Consider the following 13425-nt stretch of genomic DNA (forward strand, 5'->3'; position numbering starts at 1 on the left):
AAAAATACTATGAAAAAATATATAGCTTTTCTTTTCATCGGAACACTCACTTTTTTTGCCTGTTCTGATCTGGAAGAACATCCGGTAGGAGTTATTCGTCCAGAAAACTTTTTCAATAATACAGATGATTTACAAGCGGCCGTAAACGGAGCTTTTGCTAACATTGCACACAATAACTATTGGGGAAGAGAATTTACAATTGCGTTAATGCTTCGCGATGATATGGCCGACATTGGTGATAGAACCACTCAGGCGGCACGTATTGATGTCAACGATATGACAATGAATGATACCAATGCACTTGTGGCAAACTTCTGGCCTCAATCGTATATTATCATTACGGCAGCAAATCAGGCAATTGAAGGCGCTAAAAAAACACCTGGAGATCCTGCAAAAGTAAACGCAATTGTGGCTCAGGCTTATTTTGCAAGAGCATTTGCTTACTATCATTTGGTGCGTCTTTTTGGAGACATTCCATACATTGATTTTGTTGTAAACGATGTAGGACAGGTAAATTCATTAAGCAAAACCAAAGAAGCTGATGTGTACCCAAAAATTATTGCCGATTTAGAATTTGCCAAAAAATGGCTTGAAGACAAACCAAAAGTAAAAGCCGTTCCTGGAAAAGGTACAGCTGCAGGTTACTTATCCTCTGTTTATTTGACTTTAGGACAATACCAAAAAGCTTATGACGAAGCTAAATATGTAATAACAAACGAGGCAAAATTTGGTTTAGGTCTTGATGCTGATTTTCAGGATTTATTTAATGCTACAAAAACAGCTTCATTAAAAGAACCATTATTTACAGTCGATTTCAACAATTTAACTTCTGGAAATTACGGTCAGGATTATACAGCATTCTTTACAGGATCATTAAAAGATGACAGTTACAGCTACGGACAAGGATTTTCTGTTGCCGTTCCTTCTTTAAAAGTATTCAACACCTGGGATCAAAGAGATTACAGAAGAGCCGTAAGTTTTGATACCATTATTAGAAAGAAAACAGGTCCGGGCGGTGCTTTGCAGGTTTTCCCTTCAAGCGATAACGAAAAAGCGCCTCGTCCGCATATTGCTAAGTATTTCCGTTTTCCTGGAAAAGCAGGCGCTAACGGAAGAACTTCACAGCACAATTACATCACGATGCGTTTTGCCGAAGTTTTACTTACTGCTGCCGAAGCTTTAAACGAAATTACACCGGGAACTACAGAAGCAGATGGATATGTAAACCGTGTTCGTGCAAGAGCGAGAAATAAAGCAGGAAGACTGGTTTCTTTCCCTGCAAACGTAACACCGGGATTATCTCAGGCCGATTTTAGAAAAATGGTTATTGATGAAAGAAGATTAGAACTGGCTTTTGAATACGTAAGATGGTACGATATTAAGAGACTTAAAAATGGTCCGGAAGTATTTGGTCCTGCAGGTCTTGAACCACACGCTAATTTTGATCCAAACAAAGATTATTTATGGCCGTTACCAGGAACAGAATTGGCCATTAACCCTAATTTAAAACCAAACAATCCTGGTTACTAAAAGATTAAAATTAATATAGCTGCTGCGTGAAATATCGAATTCATAGAAGCATAGATTTTTAAGCTATGTCTCTATCTGTTAGAATACACGCTACAGGTTATATTAATTAGTAAGAGATCGCCATGATTCGGCATAAAACTGAAAAGTGGCGATATCATATTCCATTAAAAAAATAATACCTGCACATGAATAAAGTTAGTTTCATTTGTTTAATTCTTGGCTTTGCATCGCTGGTAACAGCATGCAAACCTGGGATTAACTCTCAAACAAAAAACACAACGGCAGCAAACAGCCTCTTGGAAACGCGTTACAAAATGTTACTCGATTATCCGGTAGATTCTATGTCGATGCCCAGAAGTATGAATATCAAAACCAATGAGATTCGCAAAGTCCCTTCGAGAGACTGGACAAGCGGTTTTTTTGCCGGAAATCTTTGGCAGTTATACCGTTTAACAGGCGACTCAAAATATAAGGAACAAGCTCAAAAATGGACTCCTTTCAGCAAGAAAGAAAGTGTCAACAGTAATTCGCATGACGTAGGTTTTAAAGTGTTTTGCAGTTTTGGAGAAGCCCTAAAAGTGGAAGACAAGAAAGACTACGAAGCCGTAATTATTAAAGGCGCCGAAACTTTATGCAAAAGATTCAATCCAAAAGTGGGTTCCATTCGTTCTTGGGATTTCAATAAAGAGATTTGGGATTATCCGGTTATCATCGATAATATGATGAATCTGGAATTGCTTTTTGAAGCTTCTAAATTATCAGGAAATCCAAAATACCGTGACGTAGCGATTCAACACGCTAATACAACACTGAAAAATCAGTTTAGAGAAGATAACAGCTGTTACCATGTTATCGATTATAACCCAAATACAGGCGAAGTTAGAAAGAAAACAACACTTCAGGGTTACAATGACGATTCGGTTTGGGCACGAGGCCAAGGATGGGCCGTTTACGGATTTACGATGTCTTATCGCTACACAAAAGATCCTGCCTATTTAAAGCAGGCCGAGGCAACAGCAAAATTTTTTATGACAAATAAAAATCTGCCTGAAGACGGAATTCCGTATTGGGATTTTAAAGATCCAAGTATTCCAAATTCACCGCGCGATGTTTCTGCCGCAATGGTGATGGCATCGGCATTATATGAATTATACGGCTATACTAAAAATCAAACTTATCTGGCTTTCGCCGATAAACTGATGGCATCGGTACAAACCGACAAATATATTTTAGATTCTAAAATTAAGGCGCCTTTTCTTTTTGATCACAGCACAGGAAACTGGCCAAAACATGATGAAATTGACGAACCAATAATCTACGCCGATTATTATTTTCTGGAAGCATTATTAAGAAGAAAGTAACTAAGGGACTAAGGTGCTAAGGAACTAAGGTTTTTAGCCTCAGCACCTCAGTACCTTAGAACCTCAGAACCTAAAAAAAACCTATGAAGAACTCATTATATCAAAATAATACATTTTCAATTTTTGCGCTTTTTGTTTTTTTTCAGATTTGTCTGAGCAGCAGTTTTGCTCAGACAAAGATGAATATTAACGACAATTGGCTTTATTTAGAAAATCATACCTCAAACCTCAACGAAGCACAGAAAGCGACAAACTGGACTTCTCTGAATTTACCGCATACCTGGAACGCCGAAGATGCAACCGATTTAAATCCGGGTTACAGACGCGATGCCAGCTGGTATCAAAAGAAATTAAATATTTCGCAGATCGATAAAAACAAAGTCTATTCGTTATACTTTGAAGGTTCAAACGTGACCACAAAAGTATATGTAAACGGTAAAGAAGCCGGAGGTCATATTGGCGGTTATATTGGCTTTTCAATAGACATTACCAACTTCATTAAAGAAGGAAACAACGATATTTTTGTTCGCGTTGATAATAGTTACGACATCGAAATTATTCCGTCTCAAAAAAGTGATTTCTTTATTTACGGAGGAATCACGCGCGATGTATGGCTGGTTTCAAAATACAAAAACCATATCGAGAATTTAAAGATTACAACTCCCGAAGTTTCGGCTAAAAAAGCTTCGGTAGAAATCGTTTCTTCTTTTGTAAATGCCGATAATTCAAAAGATTTATCGTTAACGGTAACACTTAAAACTCCAAAAGGAAAAAAGGTGGCAAGCAAAACGATTCCTGTAACGGATAAAACTTCGACAATTACTTTCGAAAACATCAAAAACCCAGAACTTTGGGATACCGAAAAACCGAATTTATACAAACTAACTGCTGTTTTATCCGAAAAAAATCAAGTTAGAGACAGCGTTGCCGAAAAAGTAGGTTTTAGATGGTTTGAATTTAAAGATCACGGCCCTTTTTACCTTAACGGAAAACGTTTATTAATTCGTGGTACGCACCGTCATGAAGAACAAGCCGGAGTTGGCGCTGCTATGAGCAACGAACAGCATTGGGCAGATATGAGATCGATCAAAAACATGGGCGCTAATTTTGTTCGTCTGGCGCATTATCCGCAAGATCCGGAAGTTTACAAAGCCTGTGACGAACTTGGTTTATTGGTTTGGGACGAACTGCCTTGGTGCCGCGGCGGTATTGGTAATGAAGTTTGGAAAACGAATACCAAAAATATGCTGGCAGAAATCATCAATCAAAATTACAATCATCCAAGTATTATAATCTGGTCGCTTGGAAATGAAATGAACTGGCTTCCTGATTTTCCTGACGGCGATAATACCGAAAAAACAAATGTTATTTTATCTGAGTTAAACGACATTGCACATAAACTTGATCCAACCAGAAAAACAGCAATTAGAAAATATTACGAAGGCTCTCATATTGTAGATGTGTTCTCCCCTTCTATATGGTCTGGCTGGTATTCCGGAAGTTATAAAAGCTACCAAAAAGCAATTGATGTTTACAAAAAAGAATACAAACATTTCATTCATGCCGAATATGGCGGTGACAGCCACGTAGGGCGTCACAGCGAGAATCCGGTAACAGGCGAAAATGTAATAAAATCAGAAGGCTGGGAAGAAGCAATCGTACAGACGAAAGTGGCCAATATTGCACAAATTGGTGACTGGAGCGAAAATTATATCGTAGATTTATTTGACTGGCATTTGCATATATCCGAGAATGATCCGGAGTTCGTGGGTAATGTTCAATGGGCATTTAAGGATTTTGCAACGCCGTTACGTCCGGAAGATGATATTCCGTACATGAATCAAAAAGGACTTGTAGACCGAAACGGAATTCCGAAAGATGCGTATTATGTTTTTAAAAGTTATTGGGCAAAAGAACCTTTCGCTTACATAGAATCGCATACCTGGACAGAACGTCAAGGTCCTGAGAATCTGCCGAGAACAATCAGCGTTTTCAGCAATTGCGAAAAAGTAACTTTATTCCATGACGGAAAAGCACTTGGAGAGAAACAGCGCAACCTTTCTCTATATCCTGCAAATGGTTTAACTTGGGATGTCAACTTTAAAAAAGGAGAAAATATTCTAATTGCCATTGGTAAAACCAAAGATGGAAAAACGGTTTCTGATACCATAAAAGTGAATTATCGTTTCAATAAAAATGATACGGCTTCTTCGCTTCAATTGTCTTCGGAAAAATTAAAAAATGGTAATTATCTGGTTACAGCAATTGCAATTGACAATAGTAATTTACGTTGTTTAGATTATGAGGAAAGTGTTTATTTTCAATGCTTAAAAGGCGGTAAAACCTTAAAAAACCAAGGAACACCAACAGGAAGCGAATCTATAAAAATGGCAAACGGAAAAGCTTCGATCGAAGTAATCCCGGATGGTTCAGGTAATCCAATTGAAATGACAGCGCTGAACCAAAGTTTTAAAGGAGAATATTTGAAGATTCCGGTTAATTAGCTTAACCGGAATCCCGATAGCTATCGGGAGCAAAGTTTACACACAATCTTGTCATCCTGAGGAACGAAGGATCTCACGCGTGACTCGACAAAATGAGAAAAACAATCAATTAAACTAAATACTTATGAAAAATACCCCTTTTTACATTATCGTTTTAGTATTGACAAGTTTTGCTGGTAATGCACAAGTAGTAACCTTAAATGCCGATGGCCCTGACGGAGTTGGTACTTACGAGCTTATTACAAATGCATTAGCTCCTGGAACGGCAAACGGAGCAATTGAAGCTCCAGATGCGATTCATCCCGGTTTTGGACGTCATATTGCCGAGGTTTTTGATACGGAACTGAACAAAAATGTTTTTGAGTTTTATTCTCATGTGAGTAATACGCCTCCAGATAATGAACCTGTAGCGGGAAAAACGGACAGACAGCGTGTTGAGATTAAATCGTACAATCCTTCTCCTGATAATTTAAAAGCCGTAATTGGTGAAACGGTTCAATACAAATGGCGTTTTAAAGTGCCGGCAGGATTTAAGCCTACTACAAGTTTTACGCACATTCATCAGGTAAAAGCAGTAGATGGTGACGATGACGATCCTCTGTTTACTTTAACACTGCGAAAATTATCTAACGGAGGAACAAGATTGGAATTAATTTATGATAAAGATGCGGCAGCGGCAACCATAAAATATCAAAATCTAAACATGTCTTTGTTTGAAGGAATTTGGGTTGAAGCTGTAGAAACCGTAAAGGTCGGATTGCAGGGAACTTATTCTATAATTATAAAAAAAGTAAGCGACGGAACTGTTTTGATGGATTACAGCAATGCTAATATTCAAACAATTCGTCCTGCATACACATCAGCAACAGGCGTTGTATATGCAGCCAATTCTTTTATTCGACCAAAATGGGGAATTTATCGCAGTCTGGCCGATATTGCCAATATGAGAGACGAAGCTATGCGTTTTTCTGATTTTAGCATTGAAGAATTGACTACTTTATCTTCAAAAGAACATGCAGAAGAAAAAACGTCTATACAATTTCCAAACCCTGTTGGAGATAAATTACAGCTGTCAGAAGTTATCTTAAATCAATATTCAGGATTACGAATTTACGACAGCAGCGGCAAACAAGTTATTACCCATGATACCCTATCTGAAAATGTGAATATATCGTCTTTGAAATCGGGGCTTTATATTATCAAATTCAAAAAAGAGAATACCTTTTCGAAAGGTATAAAAATGATTAAAAAATAAATATTACAAATGAAAAAACTAATTACCCTTTTACTGCTGACATCAGCCTTTATTGGACAATCTCAAGGTTTAATCTCCAATGTGCCAAACCGAAACACCACATCATTAAACGGCGTTTGGAATTACATTGTCGATCCTTACCAAACTGGTTTTTACAGCTTTCACCTTGACCAATACGACAAACAGGAAAAACCGGCTAAAGGAGCCTTTTTTACTAATTATCACGCAGTAAACAAACAGGAATTAGTAGAATATGATTTTGATAAATCACCCACTATCAATATTCCGGGCGACTGGAATTCACAAGTTCCCGAACTGAAATATTACGAAGGAAATGTTTGGTTTAAAAAGTCTTTCGATTACAATCTGGCCGCTAACAAACGTCTTTTTGTGTATTTGGGAGCCATTAATTACAAAGCCGTTGTTTATTTAAACGGAAAAAAACTCGGAACTCACGAAGGCGGTTTTACTCCGTTTAATTATGAAGTTACTTCAATCGTACAACCAAAAGACAACTTTTTGGTCATTAAAGTTGATAATACGCGTCATAAAGAAGATGTTCCTACAGTTAATACCGATTGGTGGAATTACGGCGGGATTACACGCGATGTTACTTTAATTGAAGAAGAAGCTTCTTTTATTGAAGATTATAATATTCAGCTGAAAAAAGGGAATGCCAATGTTATTTCCGGATTTATTAAAATCAACAATTTGGATCCGGCAAAAAATCAGGTTTCGATTGCTATTCCAGAATTAAAAATTAATTATAAAGGAAAAATTGGTGCTGACGGAATTTTAAATTTTGAAATTCCAGCGAAAAAAATCTCTTACTGGTCGCCTGAAAGTCCAAAATTATATGATGTTGCCGTTACTTTTAACGGACAAAAATTAAACGATAAAATTGGTTTTAGAACTATTGAAACTCAAGGAGACAAAATCTTATTAAACGGAAAACCAGTCTTTTTAAGAGGAATCTCTATTCATGAGGAAAATGCTAAAGGCGGACGTGCTAATTCTGAAGAAGATGCTTTGCGTTTACTAAACTGGGCAAAAGAATTAGGCTGTAATTATGTTCGTCTGGCACATTATCCGCATAACGAAAACATGGTTAGAGAGGCTGATAAAATGGGATTAATGGTTTGGGAAGAAATTCCGGTTTACTGGACAGTTGAATTTAAAAATGAAAATACCTATAAAAATGCCCAAGATCAGTTAACTGCCGCTATTACAAGAGATAAAAACAGAGCCAGTATTGTGATTTGGTCTATGGCAAATGAAACTCCGGTTTCTGACGCTCGAAATACTTTTATCACAAATTTGGTAAATCATACAAAATCATTAGATAATACAAGGTTAATCAGTGCGGCTTTATTAACACACAATGGAAAAATTGACGATGAAATTGGTAAATCGCTTGACATTATTGCTTTTAATCAATATTTAGGCTGGTACGGCGGTAACTTAGAAAATGCCGAGAAAACATTCTGGACTACGCCATACAACAAACCTGTTTTTGTTTCTGAATTTGGAGGTGATGCAAAAGCGGGCTTTCACGGAGAGAAAAACGAGCGTTGGACAGAAGAATATCAGGAATATTTATACATCCAGAATTTAAAAATGATCGAAAAGATTCCACACTTAAGCGGAACGAGTCCTTGGATTTTAGTTGATTTCAGATCACCAAAACGATTACTTCCAGGAATTCAGGACGGTTACAATCGTAAAGGTTTGATTTCAAACGACGGTGAAAAGAAGAAAGCTTTTTACATCATGCAGGATTGGTATGCTAAAAAGAAAAAAGAGCAAAATTAAATTTAACAGCCATTACCAATTCATTAACAAAAAACAAACTATTTTTATATGATTTTTCTTCATTATTAACTTACTTTGTGGTTATTCTAAAAATTGTAAACCTATGAAAAAATTATGTTTATTGGCAGTTACTTTGTTCGCTGCCTTTACAGTACAGGCTCAAGATGTGGCAAAATTTGCTCCGCTTGATGCTAGTCCGGTTGATATTTCTTATTTCCCTAACAAAGCAGTTAAATTCAAAAAAACAGACAATCCAAATCCTGTTGTAAAAGTGACTTACGCCAGACCTTCAGCAAAAGGACGCACTATTTTTGGTGATATCGTTAAGTTTGGAGAAGTTTGGAGAGTTGGTGCTAATGAAAACACTGAAATTAAATTTTATAAAGCCGTAACAATTGGCGGTAAAAATATTCCAGCAGGAACTTACAGCTTATTTGCTATTCCTGAAAAAGACAAATGGACTATTATTATCAATAAAGAAATCGATTTATGGGGTGCTTATGCTTACGACGAAAGCAAAGACGTGGTAAGAGTTTCAGTTCCTGTAAAACCAGTAAATGAAGTAATCGAAGCTTTATCAATTGCTTTTACAGCTCAGGGTTCTACAGCTAATTTAGTTATTGGATGGGATAAAACAACTGTTGAATTGCCAATTACGGTTAAATAAGTTTTAATGATATATGCCACGAAGGCACAAAGTCGCAAAGTTTTTTTAAGCTTTGCGACTTTTCTTTTTTTGCCACGACCCGAGCGATAGCGAACAGGCGAAGCAATTACACAAATTTAAATTATCAATTGGAAAAAAAATTAGTGCAAATTCGTGTAATTCGTTGCTATAAAAAAAATCATTTTTAATCCTCTTTAATCTGTGGCTAAAAATTTAAGCAACAGTTTCTATAATTTTATCCAGCGTAATTGGTAAATCCCTTACGCGTTTTCCGGTTGCGTTAAAAACCGCATTTGCAATTGCGGGCGCCATTCCTACCAAAGCAGTTTCACCAAGACCTTTGGTTCCCATTGGGTTGCTGATGGGGTCTTTTTTATTAACGAAGAAAACTTCCTGTTTTTCAATATCAGCATTTACGGGAACATGGTAATCGGCAAAATTATTGTTGATTGGACGACCAAAACGATGATCTATTTCCAATGCTTCCATTAACCCCATTCCTATTCCTCCCACTGCACCGCCGTACATTTGCCCAGCTGATGTTTTTTGGTTGATAACCGTTCCTATATCGGCACAAGAAACCACGTGCGCCAATCGTATTTTACCTAAATTCGGATTCACCAATACTTTTACAAAGTGAACTGAAAACGAATAAATGGAGTATTTCTTCGCTTCTTCTGCTCCTTTTGAGAGATTTTCAACTTCTAATCCGTCTAGTTTATTAGCACTCAATAAAGAAGTTAAAGTAAGCGTTTTAGTTTTATCTTTTTTAGATGAAATCAAACCATTTTCAAAAGTTAAATCTGTAATAGCGATTCCTTTAAAAGTTGGGTTTTGTGTTGCCAATTCTAATACTTTACTAACTAATAAATTACAAGAATCATGCACAGCAGAACCCACAGACGAAGTCGTTGCCGATCCTCCCTGTGTCGGGCCTTTTGGCAATCCGCTTTTTCCCATTTCAATGATGACATTCTCGGCAGGAAGACCTGTAATTTCGGCTCCAATTGCCGTCATCATGGTTGCAGTTCCAGGTCCCATATCGTTTACACTGCATTGCAGTACTAAATTTCCATCGGGTAAAAATTTTGCTTTTACAGAAGTCGGGCTTCTATAACAGCCAAAAGTTCCTGTTCCCATTCCGTAGCCAACCAGCCAGTTTCCTTCTTTGACAGAACCCGGTTCATTTTTACGGTTTTTCCAGCCAATGCGTTCCATTCCGCCCTCGTAACACTCCAGAAGATATTTACTGCTCCAGGGTTTATTTTGTTCCAAATCTTTCTCGGCATAATTCAGCTTTCGAAATTCAATTGGATCCATATTTAATTTATGCGCCAGTTCGTCCATAGCCGATTCTAATGCAAAAGAACCCGTAGCCTCTCCCGGACCGCGCATCCAAATTGGTGTGCAGGTATCCAAAGGCACAATTCTGTAACGTGTCGAAACATTGGCACAATCATAAATAAATCGGGACATGTTTACCGTTCCTTCCATAAAATCCTCATAGCTCGAAGTCATGGCAACCGCTTCATGAGTTAATCCTGTCAGTTTTCCGGCTTTTGTTGCGCCAAGACCCATTTTCTGAATCGTGTAAGGTCTAAAACCTACGTTTGTAAACATCTGCTCGCGGTGTAAAACTAATTTTACCGGACGATTTAATTTCTTAGAACCAATTAATGCTGCAATTTCATACGGCCAGGTGTGTAATCCCATCCCGAATGCTCCTCCAAGATATTCTGAATGAACCTCAACGTCTTCAACCGGAACTCCAAAAACTCCGGCAACACTTTTTCGCGTTCCTTCAACACCTTGACTTTTGGTATATAAAACAGGTTTATTTCCTTCCCATTTAGCAATAATATTCGCCAGCTCCATTGGATTATGAACTTCGGTTGGAATCGTGTATTCGGCTTCTAAAACTACTTCTGCATTTTTATATCCGTCATGTTCACCGCGATGGTAATCATTTCCTTTATCTGTTTCAACTTTTTTCTCTTTATCGGCAGCTTTTTTAAGTTCAGTCGAATGTTCTTCTTTAAAATAATCGGCTTTAATTAAACTCGCGGCATATTGCATACGTTCGAAAGTATCGGCAATAACCAAAGCAATTGGCTGATCGTAATACAAAACCGAATCATCTTTGAAAATCTGCAGCGGCTGCCCGAAATTATGTTTGTCTTTTGCTTTTTCGTAGCCAACAGGTTTATCTACATTTAAATGCGTAATAACCGCCAAAACTCCCGGCGCCCATTCGGCTTTTTTAGTATCAATGGTTTTGATTCTTCCTTTTGCAATCGTGCTTCCAACCAAACAGGCATACACAACGCCAGCCGTTTTGTATTCTGCCGAATAAGTCGCTGAACCCGTTACTTTAGCAAATCCGTCAACTCTATTAATATTACTTGTCTTGCTCATAATTCTAATTATTTTGATGCTGCTATTGTAAGTGCTTCTGTTATGGCATTGGCTCCCAGTGTAATTTTAAAATCATTATCACCGTATCCTCTTGCACCTTTCATTGATAAATTGGCTGCTTGTCTAAATGTTTCTTCTGAAATTGTTTTCCCTTTCAGGAATTCTTCAGCTTCCGTTAATCTCCAAGGTTTATGTGCAACACCGCCCATAGCCAGTCTAACATCATTTATAACATTATTTTTTAGGTCTAAAGCCACAGCAACCGAAACCAATGCAAAGGCATAACTCGTTCTGTCGCGAACTTTTAGATAATGAACATTTTTAGTGAAATTATTATCCGGAATTTCAACTGAAGTAATTAATTCCTTAGGTTCTAAAGTATTGTCTTTTTCGGGGGTATTTCCCGGAAGACGATGAAAATCGGTAAACTTAATTTGTCGTTTCCCTTTTGGTCCTTCTACCAAAACCTGCGCGTCTAATGCGGCCAAAGCCACACACATATCACTTGGATGAACAGCAATACAGCTGTCTGAGGCACCAAAAATAGCCGACATTCTGTTTGAACCGCCAATCGCACCGCAACCACTTTTGGGAACTCGTTTGTTGCACGGCATATCGGTATTATAAAAATACGAACAGCGTGTTTTTTGCAGCATATTGCCGCCAACCGTTGCCATGTGTCGTATTTGCTGAGATGCTCCGGCCGCTAAAGCCAAAGCCAGCAGCGGCTGTTTTTCTTTAATGGATGTATCTTCGGCTACCTGACTGTTTTTTGCCAAAGCGCCTATCGAAACTTTTCCTTTTAGAAATTCTATTTTTTTAAGATTCAGTCCGTTTATGTCGACCAGTTTGTCTGGAGCGATTACGTTCTTTTTCATTAAATCAACCAGATTGGTTCCTCCCGCAATAAACATCGCTTCTTTTTCTTTGCTGACGCTTGACACGGCTGAACCTGATGACAATGCTTTAATTATCTGAAAGTTTTTCATAGTTCCTTCCCTCCTTCCTTCACTTCGGTTATAGCGTCAACGATATTATGATAAGCACCGCATCGGCAGATATTACCGCTCATATATTCACTGATTTCTTCTCTGCTGTTAGCATGACCTTCTTTGATACAGGCAATTCCCGACATGATTTGTCCCGGTGTACAATATCCACACTGAAAACCATCGTGTTTAATAAAAGCTTCCTGCATTGGGTGCAGTTTTTTGCCTTTTGAAAGTCCTTCAATTGTGGTTACCTGTGCATTTTGCTGCATAGAGGCCAAAGTCAAACAAGATAAAATTCGGGTTCCGTTTACGTGAACGGTACATGCACCACATTGACCATGATCACAGCCTTTTTTGGTTCCGGTAAGCTGTAACTGCTCTCTTAACAAATCCAGTAAAGTAGTTCTGGGTTCGATGTTAAGATTGTGTTTTTTGCCATTTACTTCAATAGAAAGCGGCACTGTCTCTAAATATTCAGCAATTTTTTCATCCCATTTCTTCTCGGATGCCATTACCAATGAAGGCGGTGTCAAGGCGAGAGCGGTAAAAAGTCCTGATTTTTTTATAAAGTCACGTCGGGAATTCGAATCGTTCTCCGTCACTTTATTTAAATTTGTTTTCTTAGAAGCCATTCCATCTATCTTTTAAATTAGCAAAATCACTTTGGTATTCTAACAAATTTAACAATCTTAAGTCGTAAAAAATTATAAAATTCAAACATTACTCTTATTTAGAATAATTACAATTTCTCTTTGAGATTTAACCGCAAAGGACGCAAAGGTTTTTTATTATAGATCGGTGATAAAACCACAAAGTTCGCAAAGCTTTGTGTAGATAAAGCTTTGCGAACTTTGTGGTTTCTATAGATAACTAAGAGAAACATTCTTAG

9 protein-coding genes are annotated in these 13425 nt (G+C 37.6%); 6 read left to right on the top strand and 3 right to left on the bottom strand.

The window, feature by feature from the left end; all coding sequences use genetic code 11:
* Positions 1-9 precede the first annotated feature (9 nt).
* The 6 genes from AC1RRQ_RS08930 to AC1RRQ_RS08955 all read left to right on the top strand — a co-directional run bounded on the left by AC1RRQ_RS08930 (position 10) and on the right by AC1RRQ_RS08955 (position 9129).
* On the top strand, positions 10-1530 hold the full coding sequence (locus tag AC1RRQ_RS08930) for a RagB/SusD family nutrient uptake outer membrane protein (RefSeq protein WP_493022674.1): 1521 nt from the start codon (positions 10-12) through the stop codon (positions 1528-1530).
* A gap of 185 nt (positions 1531-1715) precedes the next feature.
* On the top strand, positions 1716-2891 hold the full coding sequence (locus AC1RRQ_RS08935) for a glycoside hydrolase family 88 protein (RefSeq protein WP_493022675.1): 1176 nt from the start codon (positions 1716-1718) through the stop codon (positions 2889-2891).
* 83 nt (positions 2892-2974) lie between these two features.
* The gene (locus AC1RRQ_RS08940; RefSeq protein ID WP_493022676.1) at positions 2975-5395 is read left to right on the top strand and encodes a glycoside hydrolase family 2 protein; all 2421 of its coding nucleotides are present in this window, start codon (positions 2975-2977) and stop codon (positions 5393-5395) included.
* 124 nt (positions 5396-5519) lie between these two features.
* A complete protein-coding gene (locus AC1RRQ_RS08945) occupies positions 5520-6650 on the top strand; it encodes a T9SS type A sorting domain-containing protein (RefSeq protein WP_493022677.1) in 1131 nt (376 codons plus the stop codon).
* A 9-nt stretch (positions 6651-6659) separates the two neighbouring features.
* Positions 6660-8462 carry a glycoside hydrolase family 2 protein gene (locus AC1RRQ_RS08950; protein WP_493022678.1) on the top strand — a complete coding sequence of 601 codons (1803 nt, stop codon included), beginning with the start codon at positions 6660-6662 and terminating at the stop codon, positions 8460-8462.
* Positions 8463-8565: 103 nt separating this feature from the next.
* The gene (locus AC1RRQ_RS08955; protein WP_493022679.1) at positions 8566-9129 is read left to right on the top strand and encodes a DUF2911 domain-containing protein; all 564 of its coding nucleotides are present in this window, start codon (positions 8566-8568) and stop codon (positions 9127-9129) included.
* 213 nt (positions 9130-9342) lie between these two features.
* Here the strand turns inward: AC1RRQ_RS08955 and AC1RRQ_RS08960 are convergent, their stop codons facing one another.
* The 3 genes from AC1RRQ_RS08960 to AC1RRQ_RS08970 are packed head-to-tail and all read right to left on the bottom strand — an operon-like array spanning position 9343 to position 13168.
* Positions 9343-11544, bottom strand: a complete 2202-nt coding sequence (locus AC1RRQ_RS08960) for a xanthine dehydrogenase family protein molybdopterin-binding subunit (protein WP_493022680.1) — start codon at positions 11542-11544, stop codon at positions 9343-9345.
* An 8-nt stretch (positions 11545-11552) separates the two neighbouring features.
* Positions 11553-12533, bottom strand: a complete 981-nt coding sequence (locus AC1RRQ_RS08965) for an FAD binding domain-containing protein (RefSeq protein ID WP_493022681.1) — start codon at positions 12531-12533, stop codon at positions 11553-11555.
* Complete coding sequence (locus AC1RRQ_RS08970) at positions 12530-13168, bottom strand: (2Fe-2S)-binding protein (protein WP_493022682.1); 639 nt, start codon at positions 13166-13168, stop codon at positions 12530-12532. Before AC1RRQ_RS08970 ends, AC1RRQ_RS08965 begins: the two co-directional genes overlap by 4 nt.
* Positions 13169-13425 lie beyond the last annotated feature (257 nt).

Source organism: Flavobacterium sp. GW821-FHT12A05, assembly GCF_058807735.1.

What these genes read in the sequence shown, in the direction of transcription:
- AC1RRQ_RS08950 (WP_493022678.1), top strand. Translation starts at nt 6,660, where the DNA reads ATGAAAAAACTAATTACCCTTTTACTGCTGACATCAGCCTTTATTGGA.
- AC1RRQ_RS08945 (WP_493022677.1), top strand. Translation starts at nt 5,520, where the DNA reads ATGAAAAATACCCCTTTTTACATTATCGTTTTAGTATTGACAAGTTTT.
- AC1RRQ_RS08960 (WP_493022680.1), bottom strand. Translation starts at nt 11,544, where the DNA reads ATGAGCAAGACAAGTAATATTAATAGAGTTGACGGATTTGCTAAAGTA.
- AC1RRQ_RS08940 (WP_493022676.1), top strand. Translation starts at nt 2,975, where the DNA reads ATGAAGAACTCATTATATCAAAATAATACATTTTCAATTTTTGCGCTT.
- AC1RRQ_RS08955 (WP_493022679.1), top strand. Translation starts at nt 8,566, where the DNA reads ATGAAAAAATTATGTTTATTGGCAGTTACTTTGTTCGCTGCCTTTACA.
- AC1RRQ_RS08935 (WP_493022675.1), top strand. Translation starts at nt 1,716, where the DNA reads ATGAATAAAGTTAGTTTCATTTGTTTAATTCTTGGCTTTGCATCGCTG.
- AC1RRQ_RS08965 (WP_493022681.1), bottom strand. Translation starts at nt 12,533, where the DNA reads ATGAAAAACTTTCAGATAATTAAAGCATTGTCATCAGGTTCAGCCGTG.
- AC1RRQ_RS08970 (WP_493022682.1), bottom strand. Translation starts at nt 13,168, where the DNA reads ATGGCTTCTAAGAAAACAAATTTAAATAAAGTGACGGAGAACGATTCG.
- AC1RRQ_RS08930 (WP_493022674.1), top strand. Translation starts at nt 10, where the DNA reads ATGAAAAAATATATAGCTTTTCTTTTCATCGGAACACTCACTTTTTTT.